The sequence below is a fragment of the Rhodococcus sp. NCIMB 12038 genome (assembly GCF_002165735.1).
In the GTDB taxonomy this organism is placed as follows: Bacteria; Actinomycetota; Actinomycetes; order Mycobacteriales; family Mycobacteriaceae; genus Rhodococcus_F.
Genome location: NZ_NHML01000001.1, coordinates 506489 through 526810 on the forward strand (window position 1 = coordinate 506489; position 20322 = coordinate 526810).

The window sequence follows — 20322 nt, forward strand, 5'->3', positions numbered from 1 at the left end:
ACTAAAAGGGGTCGCTTCATGCATTTCAAGGAGATCGGACATGTTGCTCGCGGTCTGGACGTCGTGGACAAGAGCGTTCACTGAGTGGACGTATACTCCGGTCATGGACGAGGCGCAGCGGCCACAGGTCATCCACCGGGTGGGATCGATCCTGCGGGCCGTCGCGGCCCTCGAATCCTCGGGATCCTCGACGTCCGCCCTGGCGCGGGAGACGGGGCTCGCCCGCCCCACCGTGCATCGCCTCCTGGTCTCGCTGGCAGAGGAGGGACTGGTCGACCGCGACCTGAAGTCGGGCAAATGGTCGCTCGGACCCGAGCTGTACCTGCTCGGCTCGCTCGCCGCCAGCCGGTACGACATCACGGACCGCTCCCGTGACATCCTCCGCGATCTCGCCCGCGAGACCGGCGAAAGCGTGTTCCTGTCCGCTCGCCGCGGCGACGAAACGGTCTGCATTGCGAGCGAGGAGGGCAGCTTCCCGCTGCGCTCGCACGTGCTGCACATCGGTATCCGATTTCCGCTCGGGGTGGCGACGGCGGGGATGGTCATCCTGTCGCACCTGCCGGACCGCGAGATCGACGAGTACCTGGCGCGCGCGGACGTCACCCGCGAATGGGGGCCGCAGCACAGCCGGGAGAAGATCGCCGAGCGGATCGCGGAGACCCGCCTCAACGGCTACACCGTCAACCCCGGACTGCTCGTCGAGGGCAGTTGGGGGATGGGCGCCGCCGTCTTCGACACCCAGGGATCGCCCGCCTGGGCGCTGAGCATCACCGGGGTGGAGAGCCGGTTCCGTGAGGAACGACGCCGTGAGCTGGGAGAATTCCTCCTCCGTGAGGCACACCGGCTCACCCAGCTACTCGCCGACCGGCCGCGGAGCCGCGGCTGAACCAGCGGTCGGAGCGCGCCTACGCGGCCTTCCGGCCCCGCCGCGGCCGCCCGTGGCGGGTGTCGATGCTCCACACGTGCGTGCAGTCGGGACACTGCAGGTGCACGTGGGTTCCCTGATTGCTCAGCAGGTACTGCCAGTGCCGGTCGCAGTTGCGGCCGGACCCGCAGTCGCCGCAGGACGAGCCGTGGTTGCAGCCCGGGCAGGGCAACCAGGCGCGACGGGAGAAGTCCGCGGTGGGATCAATCGGCAACACGGCCCACCGTCCGATCCGGGAGCACACCCGCCTGCACCAGTTCGTCGTAGATGCGCTGCTGCTCGGGGTCGAGCCCGGAGTACAGCATGTCGTACGCCCGCTCTTCCTCCGCCAGCACGGCGACAGGGTCCCAGTCCTCGCCGATCGCTTCGAGGACGGCGCTGCGCCGGCGCGCTTCGTCCAGCGTGAGGTCGAGAGCGAACGAGAGTTCGGAGTCGCTACCCATGTGGTCACCTTCGTTTCGCAGTCGCCGACATCGAAGGGGCTCCGACATCGAAGGGGCCAGGGTCACTCGAGGCGGCCCACGATCACAATGACCTGGATCACGTCGATCGAAAGTGTTGCCTCGTGTTCACAACGACTGCGCCCCGCCGTCCGGGTGGACGACGGGGCGCGGGTGGTGCCGGTGGTGCCGGTGGGTCAGGCCTGCAGGGCGGCCTCGATCTCGAGGGTGATGGTGATCTTGTCGCCGACGACGGCGCCGCCGCCTTCGAGGGGCATGTCGATGGTGATGCCGAAGTCCTTGCGGTTGAGGACGGTGGTGGCTTCGAAGCCGGCGACCGGTCCGTTGCCCATGCCGGGGTTGACGCCGTTGAATTCGAGGGCGAGCTCGACCTGCCGGGTGACGCCGCGGAGGGTGAAGTCGCCCTCGACCACGTAGTCGTCGCCCTTGGTGCGGACGGCGGTGGAGGTGAAGGTGGCNGTGGGGTACTGCTCGGCGTCGAAGAAGTCGGCGGACTTGATGTGGGCGTCGCGGTCGGCGTTCTTGGTGTCGATGGANGCGACCTGGATTTCGGCGGTGACGGCGGTGGTGCCGTCCTCGGCGACGGTGATCGCGCCNGCGAAGTCGTTGAAGGTGCCGCGGACCTTGCTGACNACGAGGTGGCGGACGGAGAAGCCGACGGTGGAGTGGACGGTGTCGATGGCCCAGGTTCCGGCGGTGAGGTTGGGGAGGGTGGCGGTGGCGGTGGTCATGAAAACTCCTTGACGGTGAACGGGGCACTCGAATCGAGGTAATTGAATCTGCAACTACTAAGGTAGAGAGAAGTCGTTGCGATGTCAACTAAAATTTGCGAAAGGGCGGGTGAAGTGCGGTTACGGCTTCGGCTTGACTTGATGGCGGCTGACAATGGAGATCCGGTTGAACGCGTTCATCGTGACGGCGATCCAGCTCACCGTGGAGATCTCCTGCTCGGACAGGAACCGCCGAGCGAAGGCGTAGTCGGCGTCCTGGCTGTGCGCGTCCGGGAGGGTGGTGATCGACTCGGCCAGCGTGAGGGCCGCGACCTCGCGCTCGGAGAACAGTGTCGTCTCCCGCCAGGCGGGCAGAACCGCGAGGCGCTGCTGGGTCTCGCCCGCGCCGAGCGCCGCGGCGACATGCACGTCCAGGCAGTACGCGCAGCGGTTGATCTGGGAGACGCGCACGTTGATCAACTCGACGAACCGCCGGTCCATCCCGGCCTCGGTGGTCGCGTGACGGATGGCCTTGGCGACGCCGATCTGCGCCTGATAGACGGCCGGGCTCTGCCTGTCGATGTGGACGTAGTCGTTCTCCGCTGAGGTGCTGCTCATGACCAGCCTTTCCGGTGGGTGGATCAGGGGTTCTCCAGCAGGTGGGCGCGCATTTCGCCGAAGTCGTGCCCGAGGATGGTGACGTCCCGGGGGCTGAGCAGGTCGAACATGTTCCGGCGCACCTCCGCCACGTGTCCGGGGCTGGCGGCGGCGAGTTTCCCGGCGCCGGCGTCGGTCAGCTCGGCCAGCATTCCTCGCTTGTCGTCCTCGCATTCCACCCGGCGCACCCAGCCCGCCTCGACCAGCCGGGTGATCGCCCGGGTCACGCCACTGCGGGTCGTGGTGACCGCGTCGGCGAGTTCGCGCATCCGCAGTTGCCGCTGCGGTGCTTCCGACAGCACGACGAGAAGTTCGAAGTCGGTGAAGGAGATGCCGGCGTCGCGGGTGAGCTGCCGATCGAGTGCCTGCAGGAGTAGTCGGGTGGCGTCCAGGTAGGCGCGCCACGTGTTCTGTTCGTCGGCGCTGAGCCATCTGGTCGGTTCCACGGGACCAGCATATCCCAAGTAGTTGACAGCGCAACTACTTGGTGTACGGTGGTGATAGTTGAAAGCGCAATCATCGGCGTTTCGCGGAGAGGGGTTCGGGCAATGAGCACCACAGACGAGCAGGAGCGCTCCCAGAGGTTCGCGGCGCAACGCGACCGGATCCGCGCCGAACACCTGAAGCCCGTGTCGTCGCGGCCGGCCTCCTCGGCCCGCGGACTCCACCACACCGCGCTGATCAGCAGCGACGTCGAGCGCACCGTCCGGTTCTATCAGGATCTCCTCGAGTTCCCGCTGACCGAACTGATCGAGAATCGCGACTACCCCGGGTCTTCGCATTTCTTCTTCGACATCGGCAACAGCAACCTGCTCGCCTTCTTCGACTTCCCGGGCCTCGACATCGGGCCATACCAGGAAGTGCTCGGCGGACTCCACCACATCGCGATCAGCGTCGAACCCGATCGGTGGAATCACCTGCGCACGAAACTGGTCGACGCCGGCGTCGAACTCATCGAACACAGTGAGGTGTCGCTGTACTTCCGCGACCCCGACGGCGCCCGCCTCGAACTCATCGCCGACCCGCTCGGCGAAATGTACGGCTCACACGTTCTGTGAAAACCCTTCTGTGAAAACCCTGCTGTGAGAATTCTGGAAAGGATTCACTCATGACTGCCGCCATCACCCCACCCCGCCTCGACGTTCGGCGCGCCGACGACCGCTTCAAGACGAACGCGGGCTGGCTCGATTCCAAGCATTCCTTCTCGTTCAGCAACCACTACGACCCGGCCAACACCCACCACGGGGTGCTCATGGTCAACAACGACGACATCGTCGACCCCGGTCAGGGTTTCGACACCCACCCGCACCAGGACATGGAGATCGTCACCTGGGTGCTCCAGGGGTCGCTGGTGCACCAGGATTCGATGGGCCACTCCGGCGTCATCTACCCCGGACTCGCCCAGCGCATGAGCGCGGGAACCGGAATCCTGCACTCGGAGAAGAACGACTCGTGGCGGCTGAAGGGAGACGCCGACGAGCACCGCGATCCGGTCCACTTCATCCAGATGTGGGTCGTCCCCGACGAAGCCGGGATCACGCCCGGCTACGAGCAACTCGAAATCGACCACGAGTTGCTCGCCGGCGGACTGGTCCCCGTCGCGTCCGGCATGCCGGGCCACGCCGACCACTCGGCGATCCGCATCAAGAACAAGTACGCCGCCATGCACGTCGCACGGCTACAGCCCGGCCAGGCGCCCATCACCCTGCCCGACTCGCCGTTCCTCCACGTGTTCGTCGCGCGCGGCGAAGCCTCGTTGGAGGGTGTCGGCCTCCTCGCCGAGGGCGATGCCGTCCGGATCGGCGGTGACGGTGGGCAGCAGATGACCACCGATACCGGCGCCGAGGTCATCGTGTGGGAGATGCACGCGCAGATCGCGGGGTAGCGCCGCCGCGGCGGACGGCCGCGCCGGCGGGCGCGGAATCCGCTTCTTCCGTTGGGATTGCGGAAGCTGCTACAGTGCCGGGCAGGCAGTGACCTCAGGAAGGGCCTTACAACCGCGCAAGCGGCGACCCAGGCCCGGGTCCTGCATCCGAAGGAGTTCAGTCCCTTGGACACGGCTTTGACCGTCGTCCGCCGATCCACCGTCGAGTACGCCCCCGATCTGCTACTCGATCTCGTACGCCCCGCCGAGGCAGCGCATCCATTGCCTGCGATCGTGTGGCTTCACGGTGGAGGTTGGCGGCTTCAAGACCGCACTGCATGCCCGGACCTTGTGCAGCACTTCGCAAGACACGGCTATGTCATGGTCAGCATCGACTACCGCCTTGCGCCCGGCACCTGCCACCCCGGCCAGATCTTCGACGTCCGGCGGGCGGTGCGCTGGCTTCGCGCCAACGCCGCGGACCACGGCATCGACCCCGACCGGATCGGTGTGTGGGGCTCGTCCGCCGGTGGACATCTCGCTGCGCTGGCTGGAGTGCACTCGGCCACAACACGATTGCCCGGGGAAGATCCCGCGACCGTCGACAGTGCGGTGTAGGCCGTCGTCGACGGCTACGGGCCCGCCGACCTGCCCGGTCTCGTCGACCTCTCCGCGCAGCGGGCACCGGCCGAGGACCAGTCCCCGGAGGCGTCGCTGCTCGGCGGCGCGATCCGGGACCGGTTGGACGCGGCGCGATCCGCCAGCCCCGCACTGCAGGTGACGCCCGGAGCGCCGCCGTTTCTGATCATGCACGGCCTCGGCGACAATCTGGTGCCGTCCACGCAGAGCGTGGCGTTGTACGACGCGCTCGTCGCGCACGGCAACGACGCCGTCCTCTACCTGATCGAGGGTTTCGGGCACGGGTTCTTCAACCCCGGCCACGTCCTCGAACTCGGCCCCGACCAGACCCTCGACCAAGGGCATCTCGAGCGAAATCCGCACGCGCCGGCCTCGACCCGCGCGGTGAGCGACTTCGGGTGCGCCTTCACCGAGCGGTACCCCGCCGCCTCGTTCGCGGCGGTCGAGGCGTTCTTCTCGCACACTCTGAAATCAGGAACACACGCATGACCATCTTCGACATCCCCGCTCTGGACGACGTCCACACCGCCGTTCCGCAACTCGACACCCTCCCCGGGCGGTGCGTGCCCTACGCCATGGCCGCCGGTGAAGGCGAGCGCCACGAACTCGGCGGGCAACTGATCACCGTCATCGCTCGTCCGGAAGACACCGGAGGGCAGTTCGGTGCCGCATATGTGTACGGCGGCAAGGGAACCGAAACCCCGTTCCTCGCCCACGATCGCGAGCACCGCTTCCTGTACGTCACCGACGGCCGGCTCCAGGTGTGGTTGCCGGGCGAATCGCACCTGCTCGTGCCCGGCGACTCGGTCACCGTCCCGGCCGGGACGCCGTACGCGTACCGCATGCTCGCGCACCGGACCCGGTTCCTGAGTTGGCTCACCGTCGGCGACGCGCACCGGTGGTCGCAGGCCACCGGCCACACAACCCAGTCGCACGTCTTCGACGCCGAGACGGCGCCGATGTCGGACGCGCGGCAATCCGAACTCGCGGACCGGTTCGGCGTCCGGTTCCACGATCTCGAGAAAAAGGACCTGCCGGCGGTGACGGGCACGGTGCTCCCGGCGGGGGAGTCGCCGTATGTGCTGGAGGCCGGCGAAGGCGACCGCTGGGCGAGCCTCGACCAGTTGAACACGTATCTCGCGCGGCCCCGGAACACCGGCGGAACGTACTTCGCGATGCACACGATGGGCGGCAAGAGTGTGTACATTCCCCGGCACTTCCATCGCGAGCACACCGAGAACTTCTTCTGCATCGAGGGACGGATTCTCCTGCACGCCAACGGCCGGGAGATCATGCTGACGAAGGGTGACTTCCTGCACGCTCCCGCCGGGACCATCCACAGTTTCGCGTTCGACAGCCACAACACGCAGATGCTCGGCCTGCTGACCACCGGGGTGTTCGAGAAGTTCTTCGAGTACATGAACACCCCGACGGACGCGCACGTGCACACCGAGGGCGGCGACATGCAGTTCCCGGCCGAGGGGTTCGCGCGGGCACGTGCCGAGCTGGACCTCGAGGTCGTCGGGCCGCCGCCCGCCCGAGGCGACGGCAGGTGAGTGTCCGCGTCGGCTGCACACCGTGCTGCGGGACTTCGACGACTTCGGGCACGAATCCCGCCCGTCCGGGCTGTACACGCCTCTGACCTCGGAGTGTGAGACTCGTCAAGTTTGCCCATTTCGGTTTCCTTGTTGCCTTATCAGTGGCGACACTGGTGAAGCAGGCAATTTACGTGGACGAAACAATGAGGTGAATCGTGTTGGGGCGCTCGAAGGCAACCGTGGTGTACTCGGTGTCGGGTCGACCGTCCAACCCCTTCGCACGACCGGTCGATCGCTACGCGGCCACCCTGCGATCCGTCATCGCCGCACTCGCCGGTATCGCGATCGTGCTCGCCGCCGGGATGGGCACCTGGCAATGGAACCAGGAGACTGCGCGGGCCGCGCAGCAGCGCGCCACCACCACCCTCGTCACAGCCGTCACCAGCACCGACGCCCCCATCACCATGTCGCCCCGCGGCTCGGTCCGGACCACGCCGATGGTCGAGGCGACGTGGTCCTGGACCGCCGAATCGCGCACCGAGAGCATCGAGGTCCCCTCGGGGACGCCGGCGGGCACCGAGAAGACCATCGCCGTCGACGCGGACGGCAAGTGGGCCGGCCCGAGGGTCACCAATTCCGACGTCGTCAGCGCCGCGGTCGCGGCAGTGCTCCTCACGCTCGCGGCCAGTGCGCTGCTCCTGGGCATGGTGTGGGCGATGTGCGCGCGCGCTGTCGAACGCCGCCGCCAGCAGTACTGGGACGAGAGCATCCGCCGGCTGTTCGCCACCTACAGTCGCTGATCGTTTCCTCGAAGGTCACCTCCTGATTGCACCGTCGCCACGGCGGTTTCGGTGCGCTCGCTCCGGGCTATTCAGGTGATGCCGAGGAAAGGTGGAGCCATGTCCGACAGGGATGCTTCCATATTCGAGAGCGAGCGGGAACTCGACGAGGATTCCGTCCGGAACGCTCAGCGGACCGTCGCCCACCACTCGATCGACGCCGACGACTGCCGGATGCTGCTCGCTGCGCTCGGCATCCCCCTCGTCCGCGATACCGGCAACGAGACCCTCTCCGGCACGGCTGGTGCCGAAGCGTTGTGACCTGCTCACAGTGACTTCGCAGCGAATCTCCAGGGTGCCCGCACCCGGGGCCGTTTGTATGGGACTCGAGCCCGGAACAGCCCTTGGAGGTCCCCATGTCGAACAGTCCGCGTCACCACCACGCCGAAGAAGTACACGAGCACGATCGCGGCCTCAGCCACGACCTGAAGTCGATGTTGTCGCGTCGCCGCGCCCTGTTCGTGTTCGGCGCCGCGGGAGCGACCGCGCTCGCCGCCTGCTCGACGGCCGGCGGCGAGCAGGCAGCGAGCTCGTCCTCGACGACGGACGCGGCGGCGACCACTGCGGACACGGCGAGCGACGGCACGTGCGTGGCGGCGGCGCCGCAGGAAACGGCCGGACCGTATCCCGGTGACGGGTCCAACGGCCCGAACGTCCTGGTCGAGTCGGGGATCGTGCGCCAGGACATTCGCAGCAGCTTCGGTGCGTACTCCGGGACGGCGGAGGGTGTCGCGACGACCATCGAACTCGACCTGCAGGACCTGACGAAGGACTGCGCGGCCGGCGCCGGAATGGCCGTCTACCTGTGGCACTGCGACCGGGACGGCGAGTACTCGCTCTACGGCAAGGGCATCACCGAGCAGAACTACCTGCGCGGCGTCCAGGTGGCGGATACCGCGGGCAAGGTGTCGTTCACGTCGATCTTTCCTGCCTGCTACTCCGGGCGCTGGCCGCACATCCATTTCGAGGTGTTCGACACGCTCGAATCGGCGGTGGCCGGGGAGGATGCCCGCCTGACGTCGCAGATCGCGGTGCCGCAGGACGCGTGCGCCACGGTCTTCGCCTACGACACCGGCTACGCGAACAGCGTCTCCAACCTGTCGAAGGTCTCCCTCGATTCGGACAATGTGTTCGGCGACGGCTGGGATGCCGAACTGGCCACCGTAACCGGCGAACCCGCCACCGGCATGACCATCTCGATCACGATCGGCGTCGCCGAGAAGTCGGCGAACACGCAGTCCGCGCCTGCCGGTCCGGGCGGTGGCGGCGGACAACCGCCGGCAGGAGCGCCCGGCCGGTAGCGCCGGTCCGTCAGCTGACGTGCCACCCCGGAGGTCTGTCGAGTTCGTTCCATTCGCGGGTCAACCGGGCCTGCTGTCGGCGGGACGCGACCCAGTGGACGATCAGGAACAGGACGCAGTAGCCGCCGGTCGACGCCACCCAGATTCCGCACGCGACGCTCACCGCCGTGGCGGCGTTCTGCGAACCGGTCTCCGGTGCGGCGACGAGGTCGCCGTTCGGGTTGAGCCAGACGGTGACGGTCTGGCCGGCCTTCGCGCCCGCGGCGGTCGGAACGTCGGCTGTGTGCGTCTGCCCGTTCGCCGACCACTGCACCCGCGCGTGGGATTGGTACTGGGGAGATGCGGCCAGGGCCTCGCCGGCGCTGCCGCTGCGGGAATCCTCCACGAGCCTGGCGGGGGTCGAATGCTGGGTGGCGAGTTCGGCCTGGGTCTGATTGTCCAGCCGCGAGTACGTCTCGGTTCCGACGGCCGCGGCCAGTGGAATCATCAGGAGCACGAAGACCACCCCGATGAGGACCAGCGCGGATCGCAATCGGTCGCATCCCCGCATCAGCGGGTTGCGGCTCCACGGACCCAGACGCCACAGGCGTATCGGCGCTGCACAAGTATCGCTCATCGCGCACCTCCGGGTGGTTGCCCACCACCATTGTGCAACTGAAACGGGTGCGCGTGTAGGGCCTTCTGTCAGGTCTTCCTGCCTGGCATGAATTCGGGCGCTGCCTGCCGAGTCAGATCTTTTGCACGAGGTCCGGCCACGGTGGTCGGCGGAGCACGGCGAGGGTGGCGATGACGGCGGCCGCCAGTCCGATGAATTCGCCGAGCAGCGCTACCCGGGAGCCGTCGACGGCGGGCTCCCACGACACGGTGCCGTCGTGCACGACGAAGACGCCGACCGGTGCGGGGCCCAGGATGCCGCGAAATCTGGTGACGGTGAGGATGGTGGTTCCGTCGGTCGTCTCGTAGGGCTCGCCGTAGATTCGCGCGGTGGCGGCGTTCGCCTGCGACTGGTTCACCACGTCCCGAATTTTCACCGCGACCTCTCTCGCCGTTCGGCCGAAGACCGTTCTCATGATGGCACTCGGACCGCCACCGACGCGGCATTCCGGGATCGCGCGTCAGGCACCGATGCCGGCGAAGGCCTCGGTCAATGCCTCGATGCCCGCGCGGACCGTGGGCCGGTCGTTGTCGGCGCGGCGGAGTGCGTAGATCTCCCGCTCGAGTGTGGGGCGCACCGGGACGATCGCGACGTTGTCCGGCACCCAGACGCGGGCCAGGCGCGGCACGAGGGCGGCGGCGAGTCCGTGTGCGACGAATTCTAGTTGCGCGGCGAATTCGGGTGCTTCGTATCGGATGTCCGGTTCGATGCCGCGGTTGCGCAGCGTCTGCACCAGCCAGGTGTGGAACACCGCCCCTTTCTTCCACGTCGTCCATGGCATGTCCGCGATCTCGTCGAGGTCGACGTGGTCGCGGGAGGCGAGGGGATGGTCCCGGGACAGCGCGACGTCGGCCGAGTCCCGGTGCACCAGGGTGTGCACGGCGTCCTCGGGGAGGTGGAGGGGCATCGTGACCCAGCTGTCGACGATGGCGAGGTCGAGTTCGCGGCGCACGATCGCCGGTATGAGTTCCTCGGTCTCGCCGGCGGAGAAGCTGACCGTGAGTTGCGGGTGCCGCCTGCGCAGCGTGGCCACCGCGGTCGGCACGACGACTCGGCCTGCGGAGGAGAAGGATCCGATGCGCAGTTCTCCGACCACGTCGCGATCGAGGGAGACGACCTCGGATTCGGCCTGCGCCAGCAGCGATATCGCTTCCTGCCCTCGGCGGGCCAGGAGTCGGCCGGCGTCGGTGAGCTGAACGCCGCGGCCGGCGGGCACCAGGAGTGTCACGCCGACCTCCCGTTCGAACTTGCCGAGTTGTTGCGACACCCCGGACGGTGTGACGTGCAGGGCACGGGCCGCGGCGCCGATCGAACCGTGTTCGGCGACGGCGCACAGGGCGCGGAGGCGATCCAGACTCAACATGGTAGTGATGCTACTTCTTTCATGACACGACTATTCACTTGTTGTAATGGTTGGGGACTCGGAGAATTCTCGGTGTGACTACTGCCCTCCGTTTGCGTCCCCGTGCCCTCGTCAGCCCCTCGTTCAGCATCGCGTCCGTGGATCCGCGACTGCTCGTTCTGGCGGGTGCGGTGGCGACTTCGCTGACCGGCAGTCTCATCAAATTGTCCGGGGTGGAGCCGGCCACGTCGACGTTCTTCCGGTGTGTGCTGGCGTTGCCGATCCTCGGTTTCCTCGCCCTGCAGGAGTTTCGGCGGCACGGCGGTATTCCCCGCCGGGTGATTGCCGCCCAGGTGCTCGGCGGGATGATGCTCGGTGTCGACTTCGCGCTGTGGGCGCGGTCGATCCAGATGATCGGGGCCGGGATCTCGACGGTCGTCGTCAACGTCCAGGTCATCGTCGTGCCGCTGCTGGCGTGGATCGTCTTCCGTGCGCGGGTGCCGGTCCGGTTCGTGGTGGCGGTTCCGTTCTTGTTCGCGGGGGTCGCCCTTGCCGGTGGAATCCTCGGCGGCAGCGGCGAGGGCGACCAGTTGTTCCTCGGAACCCTGCTGTCGCTCGCGGCGGGCGTGGCCTACGGGATCTACATTTTCGTCATCGGCCGTGCCGGATCCGCGCATCGGGCGTCGTCGCAGGTGTTCGTGTCGACGATCGCCGCGGGCGTCGTCGGGACCGCGGTGGGATCGCTCTGGGGAACGGTGGACCTCACGCCCGGCTGGCCCGCGCTCGGATGGTTGGCGGCGCTGTCGCTGAGCAGCCAGGTGCTCGGCTGGGTCCTCATCGGATTCGCCCTGCCGAGGCTCGCCGCCGAGGTCGGTGCCACGCTGCTGCTGCTCCAGCCGGTCCTGGCGATGATGTTCTCCATCGTGATCGTGCACGAGCGTCCGAGCATCGGGCAGTTCGCCGGCTGCGCACTGGTCGTCGCGGCGGTGTGGATGGTCACCCGGGTGCGGCCTGCGGGCCGTCGTTCGGTGACCGCGCGAATCGCCGAATTACCCGCCGCACGACCCGTGGTCAGGCGTTCCACCCCGTCCGCAGTGACGGTTCGTCGGCCGGCGGCTCGGGCGGGTGGTGTCGCTGCTTCGCGGTGTACAGCTCACGGTCGGCCTGTCGATAGAGCGCGGTGAGCGGATCGGACTCTCCGGTGCACGACGCGACGCCGAAGCTGAACGAGGTGGGGCTCTGCCGCGCGAGTCTCGCCATCACCTCGGGCAGCTCGGCGTGGTGCTCGCCGACCATGCAGGTGACGAACTCGTCGCCGCCGACCCGGGCGAGCAGGGCGCCGCGCGGCAGATGCGCGGCGAGGTAGTTCGCCAGATCGACGAGAACTGCGTCCCCCGCGGCGTGGCCGTAGTGGTCGTTGGTCGACTTGAATTGGTCGACGTCGACGAGCGCCAACGTGACGGGGGGCTGCTCCGTACCCGCGCCCTCGAGCGCGTGCCGGAACGCGAGTTCGAACCCGGCGCGATTGAGCAGTGCCGTCAGAGCGTCGGTGCTGGCCGATTCGATCAGGGTCCGGGTCAGGGATCCGAACATCTCGGCCGCACCGATCACACAGGTGACCGCCACGACGAGAACGGCGGCCTTCACGGCCGCCGTGTCCATGTCGACCTGCACCAGTGTGAAGGCGGTGGGGGCGAGAACGACCCCGACCACCATCAACCCGGTGAGGCAACCGACGAGGAGTCTCGACTGCCGTTTCGGGTAGAACACGACGAAATACATCGCCAGAAACGTCGCTGCGATCGCGCAGAGCAATTGGGCGACCGCGAGGATGAGACCGGACATCACGATCGGTGTGGCGAGCAGTGCCGCCACGGTGCTGACCTGGTAGACCCGCCGTCCCGGCCTGCGCCCGCCCCGGTACAGCACCACGAGTGCGATCAGTCCCAGGAGGATGCCGGCCGAGCGTGCGGCGACGGTCTCCGGCCGGATCGGCAACCCGACCATCGGAGGCAGGACGAACCCGGCCAGGTGCAGCGCCGTCGTGATCCACAGGTACCGGCGCAGGATGCGCGGCCGATAGTCCTGAAGGACCGTGTCGACGGACGAAGCAGCGAGGGGCCTCACTCTGGCAATTATCCAGGAACGGTCCCGGGAAAGGCGGGCTCTCGACAACCGCCCCACCCGGGAGGACGTGCCGCGACCTCGACCGGGCCGATACGAGATACTGGGAGTAACGGATAGATTGGCTGCGCCTCACCGGCCGAGTACCGACAAGGAGTCTCCCATCAAGATCCTGCAGCACGTCTCGAGCGAGATCCGCGAGTGGGAACAGGCCGTCACGACGGTCGTGCTCCGCATACGCCAGATCGGGGTACTGATCGACCGCCTCGGTCCCGCCCTCGACGACCTGTCCGAACTACTCGACGCCGCGAAGCAGATCGCGGAGACCGCGGAGGGGCTCGCCGTCAGCGCGAAGGGCATCGACCAGAGCGCCGAGATCATTGCCCGCGACGCGGAGAAGATCGCGCATGCGCTGCCCGCGGTGGAACGGCTGGGACGGCTCGCCGACCGCCTACCCGGGGGAGGCAGACGGTCCGCGGCCGGCCGATGACGAACGTCGGTCGGGGTTACTGCACGAGATGCAGCGTCCCCGCTGCGGTGGGGCGCTGCTCCCCGGGTTCCGCGTTCGGGTCGTCAGCGATTCCGGCGATCGGCATCACGGCGAGGGCCTGGTCGAACGCGTCGACGAGCCATTCCCCGGTCACCTCCACCAACTGCACGTCCTCGGCGTCCGGTTGCCGCTGAAAGAACCGCACGACCCACGGGTTCTGCGCGTCCGGATCGGTACTGAGATCCCCCGGCGCGTTGGTGGCGAGCAGATGGATGTTGCGCTCGAAATCGACCCGGACCGCGTAACCGGCGCCGGTGTTGACGACGGTCGCCGGGCGATGCGCGGCCAGAGCCAGTGTCATCAGGGCGTCGGCATAACGGGTGGTGTGCTCCACGGTAAGTGGCATGAGCACCTTTCGACTGTTGTGACCGTCGCGCCGCCCGCGGTCTTCGTCATGCAGGCACCCCGCAGATCAATGGGCCGGAAGAACAGACTTCCGGCAGATCACGAGAAGATCGAAATGGAAGGGGCGCCCTCGCGCACTGTGCGCGATCGCTACGCCAGAACGGAGTACGGACACGTCGGACGTCCCGCGAACTCGGTAGCTGTGTACTCAACTTCGACCAACCGTACGGTGCTGGGACCCGATGCGCGACCCCGGGTATTCCGCGTGTGGGTATCAGTGCTGCAGCGCCGGGTAGTCGGTGTACCCCTTCGCACCCTCGGAGTAGAAGGTCAGAGGGTCCGGGTCGTTCAGCGGCAGGTCTTCCTGCCAGCGCCGCACCAGGTCCGGGTTGGCGATCGCGGGGCGCCCGACGACGACGGCGTCGGCATGGCCGTCGTCGAGGATGGACAGTGCCTCGTCCCGGCTGGTGACGGCTGTGAAACCGCTGTTGACCAGCACGGGACCGCCGAATCGCGTCCGCAGATCCTGAACGAGGGAACCGGCCGGGTCCTTGTGCAGAATGCTCAGGTACGCGGGCTTCAGCGGCGCGATCGCGTCGACCAGCGCGCCGTAGGTCGCCCGAACGTCGTCGGCGTCCAGTTCCAGCACGTCCTGGATGTTGTGTTCCGGGGAGATGCGGATCCCCACCCGGCCCGCACCGATCGCCTCGGCCACGGCCTGAACGACCTCGATCACGAAACGTGCCCGGCGTGCGGGGGAGCCGCCGTACGCGTCCTCGCGCCGATTGGACACCGGGGAGAGGAACTCGTGCAGCAGGTAGCCGTTGGCGGCGTGGATTTCGACGCCGTCCAGCCCGGCCGCCACCGCATTTCGCGACGCCTGGACGAACTCTTCGATGATCGCGGAAAGTTCGTCGGTATCCAGCGCCCGGGGCACCGGGTACGGCTCCTTCCCCTCGTACGTGCGGGTCTCGCCCTCGATCGCGACGGCACTCGGCCCGACGACCTCGCGGCCACCGGTGGTTCCCTCGTGCGTGACGCGACCGGCGTGCATGACCTGGGCGACGATCCGACCGCCGGCCGCGTGTACCGCGTCGGCGACGTTCTTCCACCCTGCGACCTGCTCGGGTGTCACCAACCCGGGCTGACCGGGAAAGCCCTGGCCGGCGTGGCTGGGGTAGGTGCCCTCGCTGACGATCAAACCGAGGGATGCGCGCTGCCGATAGTGCTCCACCACCAGCGGTCCCGGCACACCGTCCCGCCCGGAACGGGAGCGTGTCAGGGGTGCCATCACCACCCGGTTGGGCAGCTCGAGGTCGCCGAGGGTCAACGGGGAGAAGAGATTCACAGACAAGTCTTTCCGTAGGCAATGCAGTATCTGAAGCCTCTGGGGCAACGAGTGCACGCGCCTGCCTATTCCGAGCTGAGACGGTCGTCACCGCACGCGTATGCCGATCTGAAATTGTTGCAGGTCAAGGAGAGTGGTGGCGTGCAACCCTGAGCGGCGCTATAGGTCGTGGTCGCGTTCGAGGAGGGCGTCGAGCCACAGCAATGCTTCGACGAGGGCCTGCACCCGTGCGAGTTCGGTGTCGGCGGGCACGGGCGGCGGAGGATCGGATCCCGCCCGGTGCCTGCTCTGCAAGTGATTCACGACGGCGCTGAACAGCCATTCGGCGGGCGCGGGCAACTCGTCGTCCATCTCGGGTGCGTCGTGCACGACAGGGACGACGCTGATGAAGCTGTCGACGGCGTCGGCGACACTGGCGGTCGGGTCCGCGACGAGGTCGGCGATGGTGGAGACCATCCACGTCACGACCGCGGTGAACACCGACCCGTTGCTGCCGGTGTCGCAGGTGATCCGCGAGATCTCGTGGGCGAGCGCGTGGAAGTCGCGGTCGCCGACCAAGGTCAGGAGGCGACCGCCCAGTTGTGCGCCGTCCGCGCGATCGGGCCCGTCGATCATGGCTGTCCCACGGCAGGTATTCGGCGCCGCCCCGGTTCCGGATGGGGTCGGGTCGATGAGGCCTGACGGCGGGCGGCTCAGACCTCCGCGGCGACGGGCGGCTTGACCCCGGCGACCGGGCACTGCGCCTCGAGGAGCACGCGCTGCGCGACGCTGCCCATGAGGAGTTTGCCGACGGGGGAGCGGCGCCGCATACCGAGAACGAGGAGTTCGGCGGCGGAGTCGTAGGACGCGTCGATGAGATTGTCGGCGTGCGAGCGGCCGGGTTCGTTCCGCGCGACGCGGTAGTCGACGCCGGCCGCGTCCGCTTCCTCCCTGGCCGAGTGCAGTTCGGCCTCGAACCCGGGCTCCGAGGCACTGTCGCCGTCGGCGATCACCACGAGATCCGTTGCGCGCATGCGGGCTTCGGTGAACCCGAAGGCGAGGGCGCCGCGACCTTCGAGGGTCGGGACGTAACTGAGAACGACGCTCATCGTGACCTCGGCTCGAGAACGGGGGTGGTCAGGGTGCCCTGGGCGAGGTACTCGTCGAGGTTCTGCAGGGTCAGAGCCTCCATCGCGGCGCGGGTCTCGGTCGTGCCGCTTCCGGCGTGGGGGAGGAGGACGACGGTGTCGAGTGCGAGGAGTGCTTCGGGAACGTGGGGTTCCCGGGTGAACACGTCCAGTCCGGCGCCGGCGAGTTTGCGTTCGGTGAGCAGTTCGACGAGCGCATCCTCGTCGACGACGCTTCCGCGTGCCACGTTGATCAGGTAGCCGTCGGGTCCGAGCGCTTCGAGAACCTCTCGGTCCACCAGCTTTTGGGTTCCCTTGCCGCCGGCTGCGGCGACGATGAGGACGTCGACCCCGGCGGCGAGTGCGGCGGCCGAATCGGCGTATGCGAACGGCGAACCGGGGACCTCTCGCCGATTGTGGTACGAGATCGTGCAGCCGAAGCCGGTGAGGCGGGCGGCGATGGCGGAGCCGATGCGGCCGAGGCCGACGATGCCGACCCGCGTGCCGCTCACCTTCCGGGTGAGGGGGAAGTTGCCCTCGGCGGGCCAGCGGCCTGCGCGGACGAAGCGGTCCGAGGCGGAGAATCCGCGGAGCGTGTCGATCAGTAGTCCGACGGCGGTGTCGGCGACGCAGTCGGTGAGGACGTCGGGGGTGTTGCTGACGCCGATTCCGAGTTCTTCGGCGCGCTCGACATCCGTTGTGTCGTAACCGACTCCGAAGTGCACGATGGCGCCGAGGTTCGGCAGTTCCGTCATCAGGGCGGCGTCGACTCCCGTGCGACCGGACGTCACGACGGCGGTGACGGTTTCACCGTGCTCGGCGAGGAAGCTGCTGCGGTCTTCTCCGATGGGGAGGGTGAGGGCGTCGTACTTCTCGGAGAGTGTTGCCGTGAGCGACGGCTTCAGCGGCCCGACCTGCAGGACCTGGCCTCCCGAAACAGTCTGTACGGCAGCTTCTTTCACGGACGCCTCTGCGGTCACCATCGTGCCTCCTGACGAGTGGCGACGCGGCTGTCCGCGCCGCCGGTTACCCGTAAGTTAAGCGGCCCTCGGAATACCTGTCCAACACGTAAATAACATGGATCGATACTCAAACGGCATTGGTCGGCGGCGCGCTGACGTGCGCAGATGCCGAATCGTCCTGTATGTGCCGGTCAGAGGCCCGCCGGGGTGATCGCAGTCTCCCCGATATCACGCCTGTGACAGCCCTCACGGGCCGTTTTGCGCCGTCACCCCCTGTTGACGGCTCCTCCGGGCCGCCCATAGCGTGTGTCTACCGTCACAGGCGGGCCCTCTTCACTCGCGTCGAGTACGCGACACATCCCTACGGAGGACACCATGAGCCCTGCACGTTCGCTGCAGCAGGGAACCCGTTACCGCGTCGTCGCCGTGGCCACCGCCGCGCTGACGGTGCCGGCTCTGGCCGCAGGTTGCTCGGTCGCCAATTCGAGCCACAGCGACGCCGCCAGCCCCGACACGCTGCGGATCGTGCTCCCGCAGGAGCCGCCCACGCTCGAGCCCTGCGACGCGTCACTCACCTCGACCGGAGTCGTCGTCCGCTCCAACATCACCGAGCCCCTGGTGGAACGCAACGCCGACACCGGCGACCTCGAGCCGAAGCTCGCCGACTCGTGGGAGCAGACCTCGGACACGGTCTGGACGTTCCGGATCCGTCCCGGTGTCACGTTCAGCGACGGCAGCGCGTTCGACGCCGAGGACGCCGCGTTCTCGATCGACCGCACCGTCAACTCGACCATCGGCTGCGACGTCGACGGGTACGTCTTCGGCGACGACGCGCTCGTCGTGAACGCGGTCGACTCGTCGACCGTGACGGTCCAGACGCCCGCCGCCGACCCGATCCTGCCGCTGCGGATCTCGTTCGTGGAGATGGTGCCGTCCACCACCGACACCAAGGACAAGGTGCGCGATCCCATCGGCACCGGGCCCTACAAGATCGACTACTGGGACCACGGTCAGCGGCTTTCACTGGTCCGCAACGACACCTACTGGGGCACGGTCCCCGAGTACGCGCGGGCCATCTACCAGTGGCGCACCGAGGGCAGTGTGCGGGCGGCGATGGTGGTGAACGACGAGGCCGAACTCGCCACTTCGCTCGGCCCGGAGGACGGCGCCGGCGATCTCGGTGCCGCCTACCCGAACAACGAGACAACCGCGCTGCGCATCGACGGCAGCCAGGCGCCGCTCGACGACTACCGCGTCCGCGAGGCCATCGACCTCTCCGTCAACCGCGCAGGGATCGTCAAGGCACTGTTCCAGGGCCTCGGCGAGCCGGCCGGGCAACTCGTCGGCAGCAGCATCGTCGGGTTCGACCCCGGCCTGCAGCCGACCCCCTACGACCCCGACCGTGCTGCGCAACTGGTGGCGGAGGCCAAGGCCGACGGCGTTCCCGTCGACAAGCAGATCCGGCTGATCGGGCGCACGGGCCAGTTCCCCAAGATCAACGAGACCGTCGAGGTCATCCAGAACTCGCTGAGCAAGGCCGGTCTGAACGTGAAGATCGAGATGATGGACACGGCGGCTCAGCTGGAGTACCAGGTCCGGCCGTACCCGCAGAGTGGGCCGGTGATGCTGGTGATCCAGCACGGCAACCAGGCGGGTGACGCCCAGTTCACCGTCGACCAGTACATGCGCAGTGACGGTTACCAGAGTTACTTCGGCACAGCAGGTTACGACGCGCAGATCGACGCCGCGGAGAAACTCGTCGGTGACGCCCGCCAGGACGCGTTCGCGTCGGTACTGGCGAACGAGCCGACAGAGGTCCGGCAGTTTGCGTACATCGCCCACATGAACGGGGTGCTCGCCAAGTCCCCGACAGTGCAGTACACGCCCAACTCCGCGACCGGCGACGAGATGCGCCTGAGCGAGATGACCCACGCGGACACATCCGCAAACGGCTAAGCCCTCTTCCCAGCCCCCGGAGGAATTGTGATGTCCCAACCGAACCCGATCCGAAGGCGGTGAGTCATGTTCGCCTTCCTGCGCCGACGCGTCTACACCAGCCTCGTACCTCTCCTCGTCGTCCTCTTCGGTGTGTTCCTGCTCGCCCGCCTCACCGGCGATCCGACCAACCTCTACCTCCCGGTCTCCGCGACCCCCGATCAGCGCGCCGAGTTCGCGGCCGAGAACGGCCTCGACAAGCCGGTGCTGAGCCAGATGGCCGACTACCTGTCCGGGGTCGCCCACCTGGACTTCGGGGAGTCGCTGCGCACCGGTGAATCCGCCGCGACCATGGCGCTTCGGGCGTTCCCCGCCACGTTGCAGCTGGCGTTCTTCACGATGCTGCTCGCGGTCATCGGCTCCGTCGTGATCGGCTGCTGGGCGGCGTACCGGCCGAACTCGTTCGCCGACCGGATCTCCAGCCTGCTGTCGATGACCGCGGCCAGCATCCCCGACTTCTGGTTCGCCATCACCGGTGTGTGGATCTTCGCGGTGGTGCTGGGGGTGCTGCCCACGTCGGGCACCGGAAGCGCGCTGTCGTGGATCCTGCCGATCGCGACGCTGCTGATCCGCCCGCTCGGCGTGCTCACCCAGGTGGTGCGCGGCGCGATGGTGTCGGCGCTGTCCGCACCATACGTACGTCTTGCCCGCAGCAAGGGCGCAGGCGACCTGCGCGTGGTGAGCCATCACGCGCTCCGCAACGCCGCTGCCCCGGCGCTGACGGTGGCCGGCGACCTCACCGTCGGCCTGGTCAACGGCGCAGTCGTCGTCGAGGCGATCTTCGGGTGGCCCGGCATCGGCAAGCTGATGATCGACGCGATCCTGCAGCGAGATTTCGCGGTCCTGCAGGCGGCGGTGCTCCTGACCGCAGTCAGCATCTTCGTCCTCAACATCCTGATCGACGCGGGCTACGCACTTCTCGATGCGCGTGTCCGCGAGAAGACCAAGGTCTAGGAGGCCG

The 20322-nt window shown here is 67.7% G+C and carries 25 protein-coding genes and 1 pseudogene; 12 read left to right on the top strand and 14 right to left on the bottom strand.

Translation table 11 applies throughout. From position 1 onward, the window contains the following. Window positions 1-103: 103 nt before the first annotated feature. A complete protein-coding gene (locus CA951_RS02260; RefSeq protein ID WP_087555276.1) occupies window positions 104-886 on the top strand; it encodes an IclR family transcriptional regulator in 783 nt (260 codons plus the stop codon). A 19-nt stretch (window positions 887-905) separates the two neighbouring features. Here the strand turns inward: CA951_RS02260 and CA951_RS02265 are convergent, their stop codons facing one another. From CA951_RS02265 to CA951_RS02285, 5 genes are all read right to left on the bottom strand, one after another. Continuing rightward, entirely contained in the window at window positions 906-1142 is a 237-nt protein-coding gene (locus CA951_RS02265) for a hypothetical protein (RefSeq protein WP_087555277.1), read from the bottom strand. Next, window positions 1129-1368, bottom strand: coding sequence for a DUF6400 family protein (locus tag CA951_RS02270; RefSeq protein WP_087555278.1), 240 nt, complete (start codon window positions 1366-1368; stop codon window positions 1129-1131). The genes CA951_RS02265 and CA951_RS02270 overlap by 14 nt, the downstream gene beginning before the upstream one ends. Before the next feature lie 194 nt (window positions 1369-1562). After that, a complete protein-coding gene (locus CA951_RS02275) occupies window positions 1563-2117 on the bottom strand; it encodes a YceI family protein (RefSeq protein WP_087555279.1) in 555 nt (184 codons plus the stop codon). Between the two features lie 120 nt (window positions 2118-2237). Beyond that, entirely contained in the window at window positions 2238-2714 is a 477-nt protein-coding gene (locus tag CA951_RS02280) for a carboxymuconolactone decarboxylase family protein (RefSeq protein WP_087555280.1), read from the bottom strand. A gap of 23 nt (window positions 2715-2737) precedes the next feature. Continuing rightward, window positions 2738-3199 (bottom strand): MarR family winged helix-turn-helix transcriptional regulator, encoded by a 462-nt coding sequence (locus tag CA951_RS02285; RefSeq protein ID WP_087555281.1) that lies wholly within the window; start codon window positions 3197-3199, stop codon window positions 2738-2740. 102 nt (window positions 3200-3301) lie between these two features. Between CA951_RS02285 and CA951_RS02290 the strand changes: the two genes are divergently transcribed. The 7 genes and pseudogenes from CA951_RS02290 to CA951_RS02320 all read left to right on the top strand — a co-directional run bounded on the left by CA951_RS02290 (window position 3302) and on the right by CA951_RS02320 (window position 8934). After that, window positions 3302-3811, top strand: coding sequence for a VOC family protein (locus tag CA951_RS02290; protein WP_087555282.1), 510 nt, complete (start codon window positions 3302-3304; stop codon window positions 3809-3811). Between the two features lie 50 nt (window positions 3812-3861). Further along, a complete protein-coding gene (locus CA951_RS02295) occupies window positions 3862-4638 on the top strand; it encodes a pirin-like bicupin family protein (protein WP_087555283.1) in 777 nt (258 codons plus the stop codon). A 177-nt stretch (window positions 4639-4815) separates the two neighbouring features. Then, window positions 4816-5745, top strand: a pseudogene (locus tag CA951_RS45010) (alpha/beta hydrolase fold domain-containing protein). Then, entirely contained in the window at window positions 5742-6812 is a 1071-nt protein-coding gene (locus CA951_RS02305; RefSeq protein WP_087555284.1) for a quercetin 2,3-dioxygenase, read from the top strand. Before CA951_RS45010 ends, CA951_RS02305 begins: the two are co-directional and overlap by 4 nt. Before the next feature lie 197 nt (window positions 6813-7009). Further along, window positions 7010-7594, top strand: coding sequence for a hypothetical protein (locus CA951_RS02310; RefSeq protein WP_087555285.1), 585 nt, complete (start codon window positions 7010-7012; stop codon window positions 7592-7594). A gap of 99 nt (window positions 7595-7693) precedes the next feature. Continuing rightward, window positions 7694-7894: a hypothetical protein gene (locus CA951_RS02315; protein ID WP_087555286.1), complete on the top strand. Its 201-nt coding sequence runs from the start codon at window positions 7694-7696 to the stop codon at window positions 7892-7894. A gap of 95 nt (window positions 7895-7989) precedes the next feature. Then, a complete protein-coding gene (locus CA951_RS02320) occupies window positions 7990-8934 on the top strand; it encodes a dioxygenase (RefSeq protein ID WP_087555287.1) in 945 nt (314 codons plus the stop codon). A gap of 10 nt (window positions 8935-8944) precedes the next feature. Here CA951_RS02320 and CA951_RS02325 read toward each other — a convergent pair whose 3' ends face one another. From CA951_RS02325 to CA951_RS02335, 3 genes are all read right to left on the bottom strand, one after another. After that, window positions 8945-9550, bottom strand: a complete 606-nt coding sequence (locus tag CA951_RS02325; protein WP_179220076.1) for a hypothetical protein — start codon at window positions 9548-9550, stop codon at window positions 8945-8947. Window positions 9551-9662: 112 nt separating this feature from the next. Beyond that, window positions 9663-9965: a hypothetical protein gene (locus CA951_RS02330; protein WP_179220077.1), complete on the bottom strand. Its 303-nt coding sequence runs from the start codon at window positions 9963-9965 to the stop codon at window positions 9663-9665. 84 nt (window positions 9966-10049) lie between these two features. Then, window positions 10050-10952, bottom strand: a complete 903-nt coding sequence (locus tag CA951_RS02335) for a LysR family transcriptional regulator (protein WP_087555290.1) — start codon at window positions 10950-10952, stop codon at window positions 10050-10052. Between the two features lie 74 nt (window positions 10953-11026). Here CA951_RS02335 and CA951_RS02340 point away from each other — a divergent pair, with 74 nt between their 5' ends. After that, window positions 11027-12115, top strand: coding sequence for a DMT family transporter (locus CA951_RS02340; protein WP_087555291.1), 1089 nt, complete (start codon window positions 11027-11029; stop codon window positions 12113-12115). Here the strand turns inward: CA951_RS02340 and CA951_RS02345 are convergent. Further along, window positions 12003-13058 carry a GGDEF domain-containing protein gene (locus CA951_RS02345; protein ID WP_087555292.1) on the bottom strand — a complete coding sequence of 352 codons (1056 nt, stop codon included), beginning with the start codon at window positions 13056-13058 and terminating at the stop codon, window positions 12003-12005. The genes CA951_RS02340 and CA951_RS02345 overlap by 113 nt on opposite strands. Window positions 13059-13176: 118 nt before the next feature. Between CA951_RS02345 and CA951_RS02350 the strand changes: the two genes are divergently transcribed. Further along, the gene (locus CA951_RS02350) at window positions 13177-13545 is read left to right on the top strand and encodes a hypothetical protein (RefSeq protein ID WP_087555293.1); all 369 of its coding nucleotides are present in this window, start codon (window positions 13177-13179) and stop codon (window positions 13543-13545) included. Between the two features lie 16 nt (window positions 13546-13561). On the opposite strand, the gene CA951_RS02355 is transcribed toward CA951_RS02350, so the two are convergent. From CA951_RS02355 to CA951_RS02375, 5 genes are all read right to left on the bottom strand, one after another. Continuing rightward, complete coding sequence (locus CA951_RS02355) at window positions 13562-13951, bottom strand: hypothetical protein (RefSeq protein ID WP_087555294.1); 390 nt, start codon at window positions 13949-13951, stop codon at window positions 13562-13564. A 273-nt stretch (window positions 13952-14224) separates the two neighbouring features. Beyond that, window positions 14225-15298, bottom strand: a complete 1074-nt coding sequence (locus CA951_RS02360) for an alkene reductase (RefSeq protein WP_087555295.1) — start codon at window positions 15296-15298, stop codon at window positions 14225-14227. A 159-nt stretch (window positions 15299-15457) separates the two neighbouring features. Next, window positions 15458-15913 carry a hypothetical protein gene (locus tag CA951_RS02365; protein WP_087555296.1) on the bottom strand — a complete coding sequence of 152 codons (456 nt, stop codon included), beginning with the start codon at window positions 15911-15913 and terminating at the stop codon, window positions 15458-15460. Window positions 15914-15990: 77 nt separating this feature from the next. After that, complete coding sequence (locus CA951_RS02370) at window positions 15991-16386, bottom strand: universal stress protein (protein ID WP_087555297.1); 396 nt, start codon at window positions 16384-16386, stop codon at window positions 15991-15993. Continuing rightward, complete coding sequence (locus tag CA951_RS02375) at window positions 16383-17387, bottom strand: 2-hydroxyacid dehydrogenase (RefSeq protein ID WP_087555298.1); 1005 nt, start codon at window positions 17385-17387, stop codon at window positions 16383-16385. Before CA951_RS02375 ends, CA951_RS02370 begins: the two co-directional genes overlap by 4 nt. A gap of 354 nt (window positions 17388-17741) precedes the next feature. Here CA951_RS02375 and CA951_RS02380 point away from each other — a divergent pair, with 354 nt between their 5' ends. Both CA951_RS02380 and CA951_RS02385 read left to right on the top strand, forming a co-directional pair. Further along, a complete protein-coding gene (locus CA951_RS02380) occupies window positions 17742-19322 on the top strand; it encodes an ABC transporter substrate-binding protein (RefSeq protein ID WP_087555299.1) in 1581 nt (526 codons plus the stop codon). A 66-nt stretch (window positions 19323-19388) separates the two neighbouring features. Continuing rightward, window positions 19389-20315, top strand: coding sequence for an ABC transporter permease (locus tag CA951_RS02385; protein WP_087555300.1), 927 nt, complete (start codon window positions 19389-19391; stop codon window positions 20313-20315). Window positions 20316-20322: the final 7 nt, after the last annotated feature.